Raw genomic sequence first — 16,498 nt, 5'->3', positions numbered from 1 at the left:
TTTTGTTTTGTCTGTTACATAAAGATTGTAACATCATTCACAAATACTCACTACAAGGGAAACCGTTTTCAGTTTGGCAATATTGTGACAATATTCACATTCATTTGAAACATCTTCACTGCCTGTACTACCCTCATCGCAGCAAGAGGAAACTAATCGCCGCCGCCGAGGCGATCGCCAAAAAGTTGACGGCGTCATTGCCGAGAAAGCGCCAGCCTGAAACGTAAGTCGTCGGCTCGTGATGATGGACTTTCTTCTCGGTCAGCTTACCGCATACACGACAACGAAACTTGCGTTGAACCGTCGCCCCAAGGAGAGTGTCGACAACGCTTCCGGTCAACCCGAGAACAATCAACAAGCCGGCGAACCGTAAGCTGATATCGATAAATGGCAACGAAGCGACGATAATGACCGTTGCCCCCGCGACCGACATGAACGTCCCGAACGGAGACACCCCGCCACTCGTTCCCGGTTCCACTTCGCGGAACGTCAAAATGGAGCGCGGTTTTTGTTTGGCGAGCACCCCGAACTCGGAGCCCCATGTGTCGCTCGTCGCCGCCGCAATCGAAGCGATGTACGCGAATAACCAGGCATCGTTCGGTGTAAGCAACATGCCGAGCGCCGTCGCCATCCCGATACCACCGTTGGCGAGCACTTGAGCGAAGTCACGAGGTCCCGATTTTTCAACGATTTCATCGACAGGCTCTTTGTCGCGGGAACGGTATTTCGAGGCGAGCGATGACGTCGAAAAGAAGACACCGAGCAAATAGAGCCCGAACCAACCAAATCCGTACCCAATGACCGTACCCGTCACGACCGTCAAGACAGCCCCAGAACGGGTCAGTGAGCGCAGACGATAGCCGGCGAAGGCTACCAGACAAGTTACGAGAAAGATGGCGAGCATAGAACCGTTTCCCTTTCCGTCACGATAAATTCGACAGGAATGTCGTGTGGCTCGACCGGGATGTCATCGAGCAGTTGGACGTCATAGGCCAACGAGATGGTGACACCTTCATACGTCGCTATAAAACGGTCGTAATACCCCCCACCCCAGCCAATCCGATACCCGGACCGGTCAAAGACACGTCCCGGGACGATACAGACGTCAATCGTCCGCGTCGTCGCGGCCGTCGTCGGCTCTAAAATACCCATGACGCCCGGCTCAAGGTCTTCGAACGAATGAATTTCATGGAACGTAAGTCCCTGTTTTGTAACTTTCGGCACGAACACCGATTTTCCTGCCTGCCAAGCTAAGCGAATGAGTGGCAACGTATCAATCTCTAAATCGAGGGCGAGCGTGACGGCCACCGTGTCTGCCTCTCGCCACGCTTTCAGTTCGGTCAATGTATGTATGATGACGCGGTCCCGGTCCGGTCGGTCGTCGAGTTCACGGATTTGACGATGTACGTTTTGCCGGAGTAGTTTCTTTTCAATCACTTCAATTCCCCCTTGTTCAAAAAAAGGCCGCCACATGAGTGACGGCCAGTCTCATTATTTCACTTCGCGGTAAAGCGTGTGACGACGGAGACGTGGGTTGTATTTGCGCAATTCGAGGCGCTCTGGGTTGTTACGTTTGTTTTTCTTCGTGATGTACGTGCGATCGCCTGTTTCTGTGCAAGCTAGTGTGATTTTAACGCGCATTTCTTTCACTCCCATCTTACTGATGTTGTATCAAGTGCTTTTGCTTTACAGTCTAAGCATACTCAATTATCCTACCAAGTTTTATTTGAAAAAGCAAGGTTATTTCGTGTTCTTTTTCAAACGTTTCTGCCCGTATGGCGAAGCATCGAGCGGCAGGCAGGTTTTTACGTTATCGCCAATCGGATAGCGCATTCCGACTTCCTCGGTCGACAGTTGTTCGCAAATAAAGACCGTATCGGCTTCAGCGAGGATGCTGCTCTCGATTCGATGGATTGCGTCGAACAGTCCGCCGTGTCCATGCGGATTGCGAGTCGTTTCAAATGACAACATAGTTGAGTATAACGGAACGTGTAGTGCTTTCGCAAGTGAACGTGCCGCTGTAATCGTCATCCAATCGAATTGATGGATCGCTTTGAAGGTGACTTTCGAGACAAGCTCATGTGCAAGTTTGACGTAGGCCACGTTTTGAGCCGCAACTTGGTTCATCACATGCTCCAAGAACGGGCTCGTCAGGCGAACGCGGTACACGTGAACACGGTTGTGGCGTTCATATTCCGGCAACCCTTCTTTGAACGGTGTCAAGACGTACACTGTCTCCCCGTCCGCTGCTCGTGCCTCGACCTCGTCGATGACGCGACGACCGAGGTCCCCGACGACGTTGCCTGTATATTCAGGCGTCAAGACGAGGATTGCCTCGTCCTCTTGGCCACGCTCCGTAGTCACATAATAGTCGTGTGGCGACAAGAACGTGTCGATGTCGATGTCCACATCGTCAAGGAACGGATACGCGCGATAATGTTCAGCGAGCAACTCGTCTGATAGCTTGTCTTGATAAAGTGCCGTCTCGAGCTCGGCGAACAATCGCGTATGCTCGCGGAACCGTTCTGCCGCATATTGGGCCGTAGTCTGCCCGTCGAGGATAAACGCCCAGTCACTCGACACAGCGAGTACGTAATGGCGAATGAGTTGGATCAGTGTCCGGTCGACGAGTGGCGACTTGTGACGATAGTCGGCCACGTCTTTGACGAGTTGCGTCTCCATCATGTGTAAGTGACGTAGCATCCATTCGTTGCGTTCGTTGATCCAGACGTCGCCGTACCCTTTACGTCCCCACGTGTTCATCGATACGTGGACCGTCTCGAGGTCTTGGAAGTGACGCTCGAGGAACAAGGCTGGCGTGATTGTCTCGATGCCAAACTCTTCGAGCCGTTCGGCGACTTTCCCGAGGAACTCGGGTCCTTCAAACCACCAGTGTCCGAACAGCTCAGCATCGAACGGTGCCGTCACGAGGAACGGCGGGAACATCTGTCCACCGTGGGCCTCGAGATGCCCTTCGAGCGTCTGTGCGAAATCGAGGGCGTGGTTGTCGATTTGATGTTCGGCCCAGGCGCGGACATAATAGTCTTTCTCATCCGAGTCGCCCGTGATGCGGTGCATCTTCAAGCCCGTATCGAAGCGAATTCCTTCCGGATGCATGAACTTTTCAATATACTCCCAGTCGCGATCGTAGGCGAGGTCACGATAAAACTCGCGATAGTCCGGATGGCCCGGATACCCGATCATCGAGCTCCAGATTTTTCCGGAGATGATTTGGTCACGCGGGAACAAGGCGACGCCATGTGGCGAGTAGACCGGAGCGCCAATGCCTTTCTCCGGCGTCGGATCAGCTTCGAGCAAGGCGTGCTCATCGACGAACGTATAGCGAATCCCTTCTTCATAAAGGATACGGTCGACACCTGGTGTGTAGGCGCATTCCGGTAACCAAATGCCGGTCGGACGGAACCCGTAATGACGTTCGAAACAGTTCAGTCCCGTCCGGATTTCAGCGCGAGCCGCCTGCTCAGTGAACAAGTGTGGGTTGAAGCCGTGCGTCGCCGTACACGTGACCATATCGATGAACCCTTGCTCACGATATGTACGGAACGCATGGTTCAAGTTCTTTTCCCAATGCAGGAACGTTGTTTTCAAATCGTTGTAGCGCCCGCGATAAAAATGGAGCGTCTCAACTTCCTGTTCGCTCCGTCCTTCGGCGAGCTCGATCTCAATCAATTCGAGCATCTCATCCAAATGTTCCACGTAACGGTCCTGGACGAGCGGGTCGGCGAGCATCTCGACGACGGGCGGTGAGATGCTGACCGTCCAATGGAGCGGTTTTTGCAGACGGTCGACTTGCCAAAGAATCGGGATATATGTCTCGGAGATGGCTTCATACACCCATCTCTCTTCTAGGCGGTGTTTCTCTTCATGTCTTACGTACGGAAGGTGGGCATGAAGGACGAGTGAAAAATAACCTGGTTTCATCTAAAAAATCCTCCTCAGCGCACGAATCGATATGCGGAATATTTTGGTAACGTGTCGAGTAGTTCAGGAGCCTCGACTTCCCCGTATTGCCAGCGTCGCACCGGTTCGGCGAAACGACCGTGCCCGGCCGGCTCTGCCCGTGGCGTATCAATCGGTGAGGATGCGAGCAACGGCAGGAACTCCCCTTCCATCGTCCGAATCCCAAACTCAAATACGTATGTCGTATTCGGGTCGAGCGGACGGACGAACCAACTGTTCGTCATCTCCGGCAATTCGAACGTATACGCCCGGTTCGCATGCCCGCTCGCGTAATCAAGCAATGTGATGTCAAGGATGCGGAACGCTTTCGGCAAGTCTTCCCATGGACGCATAAATTGCATCGAGAGCGTCTCTTTGATGCTGTCCGACACTTCCCAGAAGACGTAAACGGCGTTCGGTGATTGGACGACCGCATGCATCAAATCTTGATCGTAGCGGTCTGGGAGCTTCCAGAACCCTTCTGGACCTTTGTCAAGAAGCGGTGATTGGGCAGGCTCCTCGTGTTGCAGTGTCGAAGCGACCTGCTTCACAGACGAGGCGGGTACTTGCTTCGATTTAGATGTCATTGCTTTCTTCCCTTCAGTCTTTCGTTTTGGTGCGGCTACCGGCTTCGCCGGCTCCCCATGTTGGGAACGCCATTTACGCCAAGCGTATTGGACTTTCCCGATTGGCATATCTAATTGTTCTGCAATCTGTTTTAACGTCAGTCCTTGTTGTTTCAAGGAAACGATTTTCTCTTCCATATATATGTGGCTCCCTTCCTAAAAAAAATCCATGTGTTCTACTATTCGCTCCTTATCCGTGAATTCCTGCACAAAAAAAAGTAAAGAACAACTGGTCTGTTGTTCTTTACCACTCTTATCACTGATTTAAATCATAATGTTTCCCTTTTTCAAGGAAAATGAGATGTTCTCCGAAATTGGTCACATGATCACCCATCCGTTCTAAATAACGGGCGATGTTCGAAAACTCATACACGTCGTTCGTCCCAACCGTCATGTTCGGAACGAATCCCATGTATTGTTTGATTGTCTGTAAGTTCAAATCATCGATGACTTTATCCATCTCATTCAATTCACGCACCCGGCTGACCTCACCCTTCCGGTAAGCGCGCGTCGCGAGCTCGAGCATGTCGATCAACTGCTCGGCCATCTGTTTGAGCGGTTTGATGTCGAGGACGTACGGGACGTGCTCGATACGGCCGACGGCTTTGGCGATGTTCGTCGCATAGTCCGCAATCCGCTCAAGGTCCGTCGCCGATTTCATCGTCACGATCAAGCGGCGGAGGTCGGTTGCGACCGGTTGCTGTTTCGCGATCAATAGAATGGCCTCGTCGTTGATTTCGAGCTCGAGGTCGTCAAGCTCATTATCGTTGTCGATGACCGTCTGGGCGAGCTCGAGGTCACGTTTCTCGAGCACCTCGATGGCGGTCGCCGTTTGGCGCATCGTCAAGTTTGCCAAGCGAACGACTTTATCTTCTAATTCGTTTAACTTCATATCAAAGAATGTGCGATTTTGTGCCATGATTGTCTCCCCTTCTTAACCAAACCGGCCAGAAATATAATCTTCAGTCCGTTTATCAGTTGGATTCGAGAAGATTTTGTCGGTCGCATCGAACTCGACAACTTCTCCGTTCAAGAAGAACGCCGTCTTATCCGATACACGAGCCGCTTGTTGCATGTTGTGTGTGACGATGATGATCGAGTACTGCTCTTTCAACTCTTGGACGAGCTCTTCGACTTTAAGCGTCGAAATCGGGTCAAGCGCTGACGTCGGTTCATCCATGAGGATGACGTCCGGTTCGATGGCGAGCGTACGCGCGATACAGAGACGTTGTTGTTGACCACCCGAGAGGCCATAGGCGTTCTCGTTCAAACGATCTTTCACTTCATCCCAGATTGCCGCGCCGCGAAGCGAACGTTCGACAATTTCATCGAGCACTTTCTTGTTTTTGATCCCGTGTGTGCGCGGCCCGTATGCCACGTTATCATACACTGATTTCGGGAACGGGTTCGGCTGTTGGAATACCATACCGACCGACGTCCGAAGATCTTCGACCCGATAGTCGCGGTCAAAGATGTTGCGGCCGTGATAAAGAATCTCACCGTTCGTACGCACCGAAGGGACGAGCTCGACCATTCGGTTCAACGTCTTGATGAACGTCGACTTCCCGCAACCCGACGGACCGATGATGGCCGTCACTTCGTTTTGCTTGATGTCGAGATTGACGTCAATCAACGCCTGATCGTCACCATACCATAAGTTCAAGTTGTTCACGACATAGGCACTGTCTTTCTGCATCACCGTTTCGTTCGGTTGGGTCGTCGTTGTATTCACTTCATGATCTCCTTTGAGTTCTTTTTGTTTCATCATCTCGAGAGTCCTCCTCGTTTACTGCTACGACTTAATGTCGGTTCGTATATTTGTTACGGATATAGATGGCGGCCGAGTTCATGATGATCAACATCGTCATCAAAACGATGATACCGGCAGCGGCCAAGTTTTGGAATTCCGCTTGCGGACGGCTCGTCCAGTTATAGATTTGAATCGGGAGCGCTGTGAAGTCCGAGAACACGCTGCTCGGCGTCGTCGAAATAAACGTCGCCGCTCCGACCATGATCAATGGAGCCGTCTCGCCAATCGCACGTGATACGGCCAAGATGATCCCTGTGATAATCCCTGGAATCGCCGACGGCAAGACGACGTTGAACGTCGTCTGCCATTTCGAGGCTCCGAGCGCGAGCGATGCGTGACGCAACTCCATTTTGACCGAGCGGAGCGCTTCTTGCGACGCGACGATGACAATCGGTAGACTCATCAGTCCGAGCGTCAAGGCTCCGGCCATAATCGAATTCCCGAGTTCCATGACACGTACAAAAATGGTCAATCCGAGCAAACCGAATACGATTGACGGCACGCCGGCCAAGTTCGAAATGTTCACTTCGATAAACGACGTGATGCGGTTCTTCGGTGCGTACTCTTCAAGATAAATCGCGGCACCGACACCGATGACAAACACCATCGGGACGATGAGAAGCATCAACCAAAACGTCCCAATCAAGGCAGGATACAGTCCGGCCTGTTCAGGACGACGGGATGGGAAGTTGCGGAGAAAATCCAAATTCACCCAGCCGCCACCTTTAGAAACGACGTCATAAATCAACGTCGACAAGACGAGCAGGGCGAAAACGAGCCCCGCTAAGAAGATATATTTAAAAATCTCATTCAATTGAAGACGGCGTTTGATTCGTTGTGAAACCGAATCACGATCCATCAAGTTCTTCGTATTCTTGAACTCACTGTTCGGCAATGCCATATTAGTACTCCTCTCTGAAGCGGCGCGTCACCCAGTTCGCGAATAGGTTCATCACAAGGGTGAAGACGAACAATAGCGCACCAACCGCATAGATACTGTAGTATTCGATTGTCCCGTATCCTGCATCACCTTTGGCGATTTGGACAATATACGCCGTCATCGTTTGAATCGCGTTGAGCGGGTTGAACTCGAAGTTCGGCTGCGACCCACCAGCGATCGTTACGATCATCGTCTCACCGATGGCACGGCTCATCCCGAGGACGATCGAGGCGATAATCCCTGAGAGCGCGGCTGGCATGACGACTTTGATGGCGACTTCAAGACGTGTCGCGCCAAGACCGAGGGCTCCATCCCGAATCTTTTTCGGTACGGCGCTCATCGAGTCTTCCGAAATAGAAGCGATCATCGGAATAATCATGATTCCGACAACGATCCCCGGGCTGAGTGCGTTATAGATTTGAAGCCCCGGAATCAACGCTTGCAAAATCGGTGTAACGAACGACAAAGCGAAGAATCCGAAGACAATCGTTGGAACGCCAGCGAGCACTTCAAGAATCGGCTTCAAAATGGTGCGGGCACGCTCAGATGCGTACTCGCTCAAATAAATCGCCGATGCCAAACCGAGCGGGACAGCGACAATCATGGCAATGACGGTGATCTGGAGTGTTCCCATGACGAGGGCCCAGACGCCGAACCGTTGATCGGCACTAAGCGGATACCATTCGGTCGAGCCTAAAAACTCGGCGACCGGTACGCGCTCGAAAAACTTGAACAGTTCAAAACCGAGTGTGAACGCGATGCCGACCGTCGTGACGACCGAAACGAATGCGCTCAAGAATAATAAGAACGGCATGACTTTATCAAACACGTTCGTCGTACTATATTTCTTTTTCTTATTGGCTTCAATCATCTCTCGAATTGACAGCCCTTTGTTTGGTTGATTCATCTCGTGTATCGCTCCCTACCTCTTCATACTAGAAAGCACGGCGAGAAGGCGAGAGCGACTCTCACCTTCTGCCTTCTGCGCTATTACTCGCCAGCGATCTCGTCGATCACTTCAGCGTTCTCATCGTATCGTGCTTGTTCCATTCCGACATATCCGACTTCTTCTGAAAGGGCTGCTGCATTTTCATTCAAGAAGCGCGTGTAGTCAGCGACTTGCGGCTTATCTTTCAACGACGCGTTGTTCACGTATGTGTAGATTTCACGTGAGAGCGGGTATGAAAGATCATTGATCGTGTCAGTCGTCGGTTCAATACCTTCGACGTTCAATGCGCGAAGCGTATCTTTGTTTTCAATGTAGTACGCATATCCGAAGAATCCGATCGCACCTTTCGTACCGGCAACACCTGTTACGAGAACGTTATCGTCTTCTGACAATTGTGCGTCTTCGCGGATGTCTGTATCTTCAAGGACTGCTTCGTTGAAGAAGTCATACGTTCCTGAATCTTTACCAGGTGAGAAGAATGAGATTTCTTCATCCGGCCAGTCTGAACGGACGTCCTTCCATGTCTTCACGTTCGGATCAGTCCACATTTTGTTCAATTCATCAATCGTGATATCTTGGGCCCAATCATTCTCTGGGTTGACGACGAGCGAGAGACCGTCAAGCGCTACAGCGAGTTGTGTGTACTCAACGCCATTCTTCTCGGCTTCAGCCGCTTCTTCTTCTTTGATTTCACGTGATGCGTTCGAGAAGTCTGTCTCACCAGTGACGAAACGTTTGAATCCGCCACCTGTACCTGAAACCCCGACCGTCACTTCAACGTCTGGCTGTTCAGCTGAGTATTCTTCCGCTACAGCTTCCATGATTGGGAATACGGTAGACGAACCATCCATGACGACTTTACCTGAAAGTCCTTCACCTTCGGCTGCGCCGTTTCCTTCTTCATTGTTTCCACACGCGGCACCGATAATGGCCACCGAAGTGATTGAAGCGACTAAAGCTGATTTTTTCATCCAAGACATTTCTGACGTCCTCCTTGAGTTTGCTTTGATTTGTGTTGTAGCTTCCTTGCTCTGTCCTACAATTAACATCCTAATAAACTACTATTAACGAGAAATAAACGGAACGTAAAAGAATTGTAAAGACAAAAAAAGAAGCCACCGAAGTGACTTCTTTACTGGAGCTGTGCTTGGACGTCTTCTAAATCAAAGTACGCCTTCATGATGTCGTGCGCGACACGGGTGTTGATCCCTTCTGCCTCGAGCCCTGGCATGATGATGGCCCAGGCGATTTCCGGGTCATCATACGGCGCCCAGCCGACGTGGTTCGAGTTGAGCGTCTTGATCGGTTCCCCGTTCGCGTTGCGCTTCGCTTGACCATCCGGCCCTTCTGCGATCGCTTGAGCGGTACCGGTCTTACCGGCCGCCGTGATTCCTGTCTGTTGCAGGATACGAGACGTTCCGCTCTCGACCCCTTGTCGGAAGCCTTGGCGCGCCCGTTGAATGAATTCATCACGGATGTCGACTTTATTGAGCGCATTCGGTTGGAACGTGCTGACGACTTGCTTGTTCGACTCGTCGAGCGAACCCGGTTCGATGATTTCTTTCAATAGGTGCGGTTGAATCCGGTAGCCGCCGTTCGCGAGCGTCGACGTATACTGCGCCAATTGAATCGGCGTGTACGAGATGAACTGACCGATCGACATGTCCATGAGGAGTGTGACACGGTCCGGTACACTACGGAATCCGATTGATTCGTACGGGAGGTCGATCCCTGTCTCGATTCCGAGCCCAAACTGTTTGTAGTAATGTTCCATCGTATTGAACGCCTCGGTCACGTTGTCGCCGACGATTTGGCCGGTCGAGTAATAATCGGCGAGCCGCAGGGCAATTTGGAACATATAAATGTTCGATGACAAAGCGAGGGCATCAAGGTCGTTGATGTTCCCCATGTTTCGATACGACGACTTGAGTGACGAGCCGATGCGAATCGGCGTGTCATAAATGTATTCACCTGGTTGGATGACTTCTTCTTCAAGGCCGAACGCGACCGTCGCTCCCTTGATCGTCGAGCCGATTTGACTCGCTCGCAGGACCGTCCCGGTCGAGACATCTTTGAATTCGTTCGTTTCATAGTCGAGCTCTTGTCCCGATAGGGCGAGCAGTTCACCCGTCCGCGGGTTCATGACGACGACGAAAGCACGGTCAAAGTGTGGGCTTCCCGAACGGCCGGCTCGAATCGCTTTCTTCAAAATCTCATCGATTTCTTTTTGGAACTCGATGTCGGTCGACAAGATGATATCTTTCCCTGGGTTCCCGCTGACACGAGTTGGTTCTCCGACCGGTTCCCCTTTATACGTTGTAAAGACGTCATAGGCCGGGGTTCCGCGTAGCACGTCCTCATACTGTTGTTCGAGATAAGATGTGCCGACGCGGTCGTTCAAGCCATAGCCTTTCGCTTGATATGAGGCGCGTTGCTCGGCCGGGATTTGACGATAACTTCCGAGGAAACTTTGGAACGTCTCACCGAACGGATAATCCCGCTGATAATACGGTTCGACGCTGACGCCAGGGAGCAGTTCTAAGTTTTCTTCAATCAGTGCCATCTCTTTCGGAGATGCCCCGATTTTGATGACTTGCGGGTCGAGGGCGTAACCTGACTCCATGTTATGTTTGATGGCGATGATTTCCTCGGTCGCATCATCGAACGTGATTTCCGCTTCTGTGATCGAATCGAGCAGCAGTTGGTCGACGTCTTGGTTCGACAAGGCGGCCCGCTCTTCTTCCGGGAGATCGGCCAATAGCTTTTGGACGCGTTCTTGCGAGCGCTCAGGATCGATGGCGATCCAATAATCCTTGCGGTCCCGCTCCGTCACTTTGCGGTCTTTCTCTGGGACGTCGACGATCTCAGCGAGCTTGATGGCGACATCGAGCCGTTCTTCCGTCTTTGTCACTTGCGAACGACGGTACATGACCGAATAGTTTGAGATAGTATCGGCGAGCACTTGCCCGTTCCGGTCGTAAATCTTGCCACGCGGCACCTCGTATTTGATTTTACTCGATTCCGTCTTTTGCACTTCACGGGCGATCAACTCGCCGTTGACGATTTGAACGACGCCTAAACGAAAAATGAGCGTCGCGAACAAGATGAACACGATGAAAAACAATAAGTTCAATCGCAAGGGCAGGTGGTTGCGCCGTTTCTTCGGCACTTTCACACGGTGTCTGGCCAATTCAGTTGTCTCCTTCCTGACTCGTTCTTTCTATAAGTATAGGTGACATATATGTCGATGATATTTCTATTTTTAGACTCGATTTTCACTATATCATAATTTGTTTACAAAATAATGAAATGTAGAAAAAATCCCGAGATTCAATAGAATCCCGGGACAGTGGCATTATTTTGCGTCTGCGTAGAGCTTCGCGACGTAATCCCAGTCGATGACATGGAAGAACGCTTGGATGTAATCCGGACGACGGTTTTGGTAGTTCAAGTAGTACGCATGCTCCCAAACGTCAAGACCGAGGATTGGCTGAACGCCTTCCATGATCGGTGAATCTTGGTTTGGTGTCGATGTGACTTCGAGCTTACCATTTTTCACGACGAGCCAAGCCCAACCAGAGCCGAAGCGAGTTGTTGCTGCTTTCGTGAACTCCTCTTTGAAGGCATCAAAGCTACCGAACGCCTCATCGATGGCAGAAGCGAGTTCGCCTGTCGGTGCGCCGTTCTCGTTTTTCTTCAACAATTTCCAGAAGAATGAGTGGTTCCAGTGACCGCCACCGTTGTTGCGGACTGCTGTTTGAATGTCAGCAGGAAGCGAATCGATTTTTTGGAGCAAGTCTTCGAGCGAAGAGTATTCCACATCTTTTCCTTCGAGTGCATTGTTCACGTTCGTGACGTAAGTGTTGTGGTGTTTCGTGTGGTGGATTTCCATCGTGCGTGCGTCAATGTGTGGTTCAAGTGCATCGTATGCGTAATCAAGTTGTGGTAATTCAAATTTAGCCATAACTAAAATCCCCCTTAAAATTGTTTTGAACAACGTTCGTTTTAAATGTAACAGATTTGTGACGGCTGACTCAATTGTAATGCCTCACTCGACGTCTTGTTCCGGCAACGCCCATACGGAAATCGACCCTGCCGCCACTTTAAATACCCCTTTTCCGTCTTCGTCAATCTCGATGACCTCATCGACGGTCTGCGTCAAATCGACCCATTTCTCACCGGCTCGTTGTTTCCCGACGAACATCTGCTTCTCAGCCGCTTCGCTGTTTGAAATCACAACAGCACATCCTGAGCGCTCGATATCTTCACTGCCGTGACGGACCCAGCCGATGACGTGCTCGTCATCGAAGTAGTCATCTTGCTGGCCGTATGCCTTTTCACGACGGGCATAAAGAAGCGGATCGATCGCCGGTTTTTTCCCTTCGGCCGGATGCGGACCGTTGATCCCGTAATAGTCACCGTAGAACACACACGGATAACCGTCTTGGCGAAGCAAGATCAACCCGTAAGCAATCTGTTTGAACCAATCTTCGACCCATGACTCGAGCGCCTCTTCTGGCTGTGAATCGTGGTTGTCGACGAACGTCACCGAATGGAGCGGGTGGGACTGGACGAGCGTGTCGTCAAAGATGGTCCGCATATCGAACGATTCTCCTTCGGTCGAGGCGCGTTGCAAGTTGTAATGGAGCGGCACGTCGAACAAGTCGACATGATAGTCAATGTTGTCGAGGAACTCACGGCATGCCTCGAGCTCTGACTTCCAAAACTCACCGACCAAATAGAAGTTCTCACCTTTTTCAGCTTTCATCGTCTGACTGAACTCTTTGACGAAATCATAGTTGATGTGTTTAATCGCGTCGAGTCTGAACCCGTCACACTTCGTCTCTTCGATAAACCATTTTCCCCAGCTGAGTACCTCTTCCTTCACTTCTGGGTGATGATAGTCAATATTGGCGAACATCAAATAGTCATAGACGCCGAACTCGTCGTCGACGTTATCGTTCCACTTCTTATTCTCACCCATGATGAAGAAGATGCCGCTCTTGTCGTTCGCAGCGTCATAATCCGTCCCGTTGAAATGATGGAAGTTCCATTTAAATGAAGAGTATTTATCTTTGCGGCCTTCAAAATCGAATTTCGTCCATCCTTCGATCTCGAACGGCTCTTCTGAAAGTACGTTCGTACGGTCCTCCGGGTCGACCTCGAGCACATCGAACTTCTCGGTCGCATCGGCACCGGCTTTATGGTTCAAGACGACATCCATATAAATCTGCATACCGAGCTCTTGCGCGTGTTTTGTCGCCTCGAGCAGTTCTTGTTTCGTCCCGTATTTAGTCGCGACGGTTCCTTTTTGGTCAAACTCTCCTAAATCATACAAATCGTACACGCCATATCCCGTATCTTCGTCGCTCTGGCCTTTCGTGACCGGCGGCAACCATAATGCGGTGATTCCAGCTTCATTCAACTCGGAAGCCCGTTCTTTCAATCGCTTCCAATGCTTCTGGTCAGCCGGGACGTGCCATTCAAAAAATTGCATCATCGTATGATTTCGTTCCATCTCGCTTCGCCTCATTTCATATTTTTCAAAAAACAAAATGCTAACGGATATTTACCCAGGACTTCGGATTTGAAAACTAAAAATGAAAACAAAAAAAACAGCTTTCATCTGAAAGCTGTTCACAAATGGACCCTGTAGGACTTGAACCTACGACCGGACGGTTATGAGCCGTCTGCTCTAACCAGCTGAGCTAAGGGTCCTAATTGGTAGCGGCGGAGGGAGTCGAACCCACGACCTCACGGGTATGAACCGTACGCTCTAGCCAGCTGAGCTACACCGCCACGTTGTTATACAGTAATAATATACTGAATGCAGGCGTGACTGTCAATCAAAAGTCACATCTATACAAAAAGTCCCTCTGGCTCAACCGAGCCAGAGGGACCGTTTGATTAAACGATTCCTTCGTTTGCATCTTCAAGCGTGATTTCTGTGATGTTCATCGCGTGGTCACCGATGCGCTCCAAGTTCGAGAGCATATCGACGAAGAACATCCCGGCTTGACCGTTACACTCGCCTGTGTTCAAGCGGACGACGTGATTTTTACGGAATTGACGTTCAAGCATGTCGAGTTTCGCTTCCATCTCGATGACTTGACGAGCTTCGACCATGTCGCCGCTCGCAAGCGTTTGAAGCGACTTCTCAAGCGTGGAACGAGTCAAATCGTACATCTCCGTCAACTCTTTTTGAGCGTCGGCCGAGAGATTGACGCGCGTTGCCGTCTTATAGTCGATCAACTCGATGATGTTCTCGACGTGATCACCGATGCGTTCAATATCATTGATCGCATGCATGAGTGTCTTGTGTTCTTGTGATTCTTGTTCTGTCAAATCGACAGCGGCAAGCTTCACGAGGTAATCCGTGATTTTTGAGTTGAGTGAGTTGAGCGCGTCTTCGATGTGCGCCGACTTCTCAGCATGTTTCTTATCACCAGTTGCCATATATTTGCGTGCTTCATCGAGACCAAGTTTTGCGAAATCGCCCATGCGGATGACTTCATATTTAGCTTGCTCGACAGCAATTGATGGCGACTGTTGGATGAAGATTGGATCCAAGTGCTGTGCTTTCGTATCGACGATTGAATCTTCCCCTGGTACGAATTTCGTCACGATCCATGCGATCGTTCCGATGAACCAGAACTGGATGAACGTGTTGACGACGTTGAACGTCCCGTGAGCGAAAGCGATTTGCATCTTGTCTTCGATTGCTAAGAGATCTGTGATCCAGTAGATATATTGCGTGAACGGAATCAACAAGATCATGAAGATTGTTGTTCCAATCAAGTTAAAGATAACGTGGGCTGCTGCTGCACGACGGGCCGCGACCGAAGCACCAATCGAAGCAAGAATCGCCGTGATCGTCGTACCGATGTTATCTCCGAACAAGACCGGGAGTGCCGCGTCGAGTTGAATCGATCCACCAGAGTACAATTCTTGCAAGATTCCGATCGTCGCTGACGATGATTGGACGATGACCGTGAAGACCGTACCGACGACGACACCGAGGAACGGGTTGTCACTCATCGATTGCGTCAAGTCGATGAAGTATTCGCTCGAACGGAGCGGCTTCATCCCGCTGCCCATGAGTTCAAGACCGTAGAATAGCATCCCGAACCCGAAGAAGATTTGACCTAAGTGTTGTAACTTCTCTTTTTTAAAGAAGAACAGGAGAATCGCGCCGATAGCGATAATCGGCAATGCATAGGCGCCGACGTCGAAACCGATGATGAACGCCGTCACCGTCGTACCGATATTCGCCCCCATGATGACTCCGATTGCTTGACGGAGTGTCATGAAGCCGGCACTGACGAGACCGACCGTGATGACCGTCGTACCTGACGATGATTGAATTAAGACCGTTACAATGATCCCGGCTAGTACTCCGAGGAACGGATTCGATGTATACTTATCAAGGATGTCGCGCAGGCGGTTACCTGCTGACTTTTGGAGGCCGTCTCCCATCGATTTGATACCGAAGAGGAAGATTCCTAATCCTCCAAAAAACATGAATAACATTTCTTGCAAATTGTATTCCACGATTTTTGTACTCCTTTTGATTGTGAATTAGTTGTGTTTGCTTGGTTTTTATTGCCCTACTCATTATGCCCGCATCACCCATTCGATGTAAACAGGTTTAATGTTAAGGTTTTATTAAAACACTGTATGATTTACGTGTGTTTTACTAGATTTGTACTATAACAGATTGGAGTTAGATTTTATGCTCAAAACGACGTCACAGTTTCTCCGCCACAGCCTCTTCCCGTCCAAGCAGGCGTTACGGTTGCGCCTCGCCCCACTCCACGCCTATATGTTGGCGAGTCTCGTCTTGACGGTTGTGGTCACGTTGCTCGATTACATCGTATTACAGCCCGATTTCTTTTGGCCGATGTGGATCTTTTTACATGGCTTCGCCATCTTCTTCTTCTATATGGGGTTCGTCGCGCTCAGTGCCCTTTACGTCCAACTCGCCACGAAATGGCGCACTAAGAAAACGTGGCCGTATCGCCAGGCTTGGCCGTACGCCGTCGCGATGACACTTGTTCCAGTCCTTTCCCTGATTGTCTTGTACCACATCGCTCCTTCGTTGACTTGGGTCGGAGTTCTCTTATCCCTCGTCTATTTGATTGTTCCGTTGCGTCATATCCCCGTCAAATCGAAGTCATCAAACAAGCCGGACAACGCACGTTTGCGTTGAACCG

At 50.6% G+C, this 16,498-nt stretch carries 15 protein-coding genes and 2 tRNA genes; 1 reads left to right on the top strand and 16 read right to left on the bottom strand.

Translation table 11 applies throughout. From position 1 onward, the window contains the following. Positions 1 to 133 precede the first annotated feature (133 nt). The 16 genes from KNP79_RS03995 to KNP79_RS03920 form a co-directional block, all read right to left on the bottom strand. A complete protein-coding gene (locus tag KNP79_RS03995) occupies positions 134 to 904 on the bottom strand; it encodes a DUF92 domain-containing protein (protein ID WP_215191357.1) in 771 nt (256 codons plus the stop codon). After that, a complete protein-coding gene (locus KNP79_RS03990) occupies positions 883 to 1,437 on the bottom strand; it encodes a 5-formyltetrahydrofolate cyclo-ligase (RefSeq protein WP_215191355.1) in 555 nt (184 codons plus the stop codon). The genes KNP79_RS03995 and KNP79_RS03990 overlap by 22 nt, the downstream gene beginning before the upstream one ends. Before the next feature lie 54 nt (positions 1,438 to 1,491). Further along, complete coding sequence (rpmG, locus tag KNP79_RS03985; RefSeq protein WP_255313299.1) at positions 1,492 to 1,656, bottom strand: 50S ribosomal protein L33; 165 nt, start codon at positions 1,654 to 1,656, stop codon at positions 1,492 to 1,494. 84 nt (positions 1,657 to 1,740) lie between these two features. Then, positions 1,741 to 3,942, bottom strand: a complete 2,202-nt coding sequence (locus KNP79_RS03980) for a 1,4-alpha-glucan branching protein domain-containing protein (protein WP_215191353.1) — start codon at positions 3,940 to 3,942, stop codon at positions 1,741 to 1,743. 14 nt (positions 3,943 to 3,956) lie between these two features. Next, complete coding sequence (locus tag KNP79_RS03975; RefSeq protein WP_215191351.1) at positions 3,957 to 4,724, bottom strand: DUF4912 domain-containing protein; 768 nt, start codon at positions 4,722 to 4,724, stop codon at positions 3,957 to 3,959. A gap of 118 nt (positions 4,725 to 4,842) precedes the next feature. Further along, on the bottom strand, positions 4,843 to 5,505 hold the full coding sequence (gene phoU, locus KNP79_RS03970) for a phosphate signaling complex protein PhoU (RefSeq protein WP_034778050.1): 663 nt from the start codon (positions 5,503 to 5,505) through the stop codon (positions 4,843 to 4,845). A gap of 15 nt (positions 5,506 to 5,520) precedes the next feature. Continuing rightward, positions 5,521 to 6,282 carry a phosphate ABC transporter ATP-binding protein PstB gene (gene pstB / locus KNP79_RS03965; RefSeq protein ID WP_052090224.1) on the bottom strand — a complete coding sequence of 254 codons (762 nt, stop codon included), beginning with the start codon at positions 6,280 to 6,282 and terminating at the stop codon, positions 5,521 to 5,523. 103 nt (positions 6,283 to 6,385) lie between these two features. Further along, positions 6,386 to 7,297, bottom strand: a complete 912-nt coding sequence (pstA, locus tag KNP79_RS03960; protein ID WP_034778052.1) for a phosphate ABC transporter permease PstA — start codon at positions 7,295 to 7,297, stop codon at positions 6,386 to 6,388. Position 7,298: 1 nt separating this feature from the next. After that, complete coding sequence (gene pstC / locus KNP79_RS03955) at positions 7,299 to 8,243, bottom strand: phosphate ABC transporter permease subunit PstC (protein WP_138859246.1); 945 nt, start codon at positions 8,241 to 8,243, stop codon at positions 7,299 to 7,301. 83 nt (positions 8,244 to 8,326) lie between these two features. Then, positions 8,327 to 9,265 (bottom strand): PstS family phosphate ABC transporter substrate-binding protein, encoded by a 939-nt coding sequence (locus tag KNP79_RS03950; protein WP_034778056.1) that lies wholly within the window; start codon positions 9,263 to 9,265, stop codon positions 8,327 to 8,329. Between the two features lie 152 nt (positions 9,266 to 9,417). Beyond that, complete coding sequence (locus tag KNP79_RS03945; RefSeq protein WP_251132864.1) at positions 9,418 to 11,418, bottom strand: peptidoglycan D,D-transpeptidase FtsI family protein; 2,001 nt, start codon at positions 11,416 to 11,418, stop codon at positions 9,418 to 9,420. Between the two features lie 222 nt (positions 11,419 to 11,640). Continuing rightward, positions 11,641 to 12,249, bottom strand: coding sequence for a superoxide dismutase (locus KNP79_RS03940; protein ID WP_214711426.1), 609 nt, complete (start codon positions 12,247 to 12,249; stop codon positions 11,641 to 11,643). Positions 12,250 to 12,333: 84 nt separating this feature from the next. Then, on the bottom strand, positions 12,334 to 13,803 hold the full coding sequence (locus KNP79_RS03935) for an alpha-amylase (RefSeq protein ID WP_215191347.1): 1,470 nt from the start codon (positions 13,801 to 13,803) through the stop codon (positions 12,334 to 12,336). A gap of 126 nt (positions 13,804 to 13,929) precedes the next feature. Then, positions 13,930 to 14,003: transfer RNA gene (locus KNP79_RS03930), tRNA-Ile, on the bottom strand. A gap of 4 nt (positions 14,004 to 14,007) precedes the next feature. Continuing rightward, a tRNA-Met gene (locus KNP79_RS03925) sits at positions 14,008 to 14,084 on the bottom strand. A 108-nt stretch (positions 14,085 to 14,192) separates the two neighbouring features. Beyond that, complete coding sequence (locus KNP79_RS03920) at positions 14,193 to 15,836, bottom strand: Na/Pi cotransporter family protein (RefSeq protein ID WP_215191345.1); 1,644 nt, start codon at positions 15,834 to 15,836, stop codon at positions 14,193 to 14,195. 181 nt (positions 15,837 to 16,017) lie between these two features. Here KNP79_RS03920 and KNP79_RS03915 point away from each other — a divergent pair, with 181 nt between their 5' ends. Next, positions 16,018 to 16,494 carry a hypothetical protein gene (locus tag KNP79_RS03915; protein ID WP_251132863.1) on the top strand — a complete coding sequence of 159 codons (477 nt, stop codon included), beginning with the start codon at positions 16,018 to 16,020 and terminating at the stop codon, positions 16,492 to 16,494. Positions 16,495 to 16,498 lie beyond the last annotated feature (4 nt).

Origin of the sequence: Exiguobacterium sp. s7 (assembly GCF_018618195.1) — a bacterium.
Taxonomy (GTDB): domain Bacteria; phylum Bacillota; class Bacilli; order Exiguobacteriales; family Exiguobacteriaceae; genus Exiguobacterium; species Exiguobacterium mexicanum_A.
This window is presented reverse-complemented; position numbering and strand designations above follow the sequence as displayed.

Bases quoted from the DNA above. Each gene is read 5' to 3' on its own strand.
- KNP79_RS03995 (WP_215191357.1), bottom strand. From the start codon at position 904: ATGCTCGCCATCTTTCTCGTAACTTGTCTGGTAGCCTTCGCCGGCTAT.
- rpmG (WP_255313299.1), bottom strand. From the start codon at position 1,656: ATGGGAGTGAAAGAAATGCGCGTTAAAATCACACTAGCTTGCACAGAA.
- KNP79_RS03980 (WP_215191353.1), bottom strand. From the start codon at position 3,942: ATGAAACCAGGTTATTTTTCACTCGTCCTTCATGCCCACCTTCCGTAC.
- KNP79_RS03975 (WP_215191351.1), bottom strand. From the start codon at position 4,724: ATGGAAGAGAAAATCGTTTCCTTGAAACAACAAGGACTGACGTTAAAA.
- phoU (WP_034778050.1), bottom strand. From the start codon at position 5,505: ATGGCACAAAATCGCACATTCTTTGATATGAAGTTAAACGAATTAGAA.
- pstB (WP_052090224.1), bottom strand. From the start codon at position 6,282: ATGCAGAAAGACAGTGCCTATGTCGTGAACAACTTGAACTTATGGTAT.
- pstA (WP_034778052.1), bottom strand. From the start codon at position 7,297: ATGGCATTGCCGAACAGTGAGTTCAAGAATACGAAGAACTTGATGGAT.
- pstC (WP_138859246.1), bottom strand. From the start codon at position 8,243: ATGAATCAACCAAACAAAGGGCTGTCAATTCGAGAGATGATTGAAGCC.
- KNP79_RS03950 (WP_034778056.1), bottom strand. From the start codon at position 9,265: ATGTCTTGGATGAAAAAATCAGCTTTAGTCGCTTCAATCACTTCGGTG.
- KNP79_RS03940 (WP_214711426.1), bottom strand. From the start codon at position 12,249: ATGGCTAAATTTGAATTACCACAACTTGATTACGCATACGATGCACTT.
- KNP79_RS03935 (WP_215191347.1), bottom strand. From the start codon at position 13,803: ATGGAACGAAATCATACGATGATGCAATTTTTTGAATGGCACGTCCCG.
- KNP79_RS03915 (WP_251132863.1), top strand. From the start codon at position 16,018: ATGCTCAAAACGACGTCACAGTTTCTCCGCCACAGCCTCTTCCCGTCC.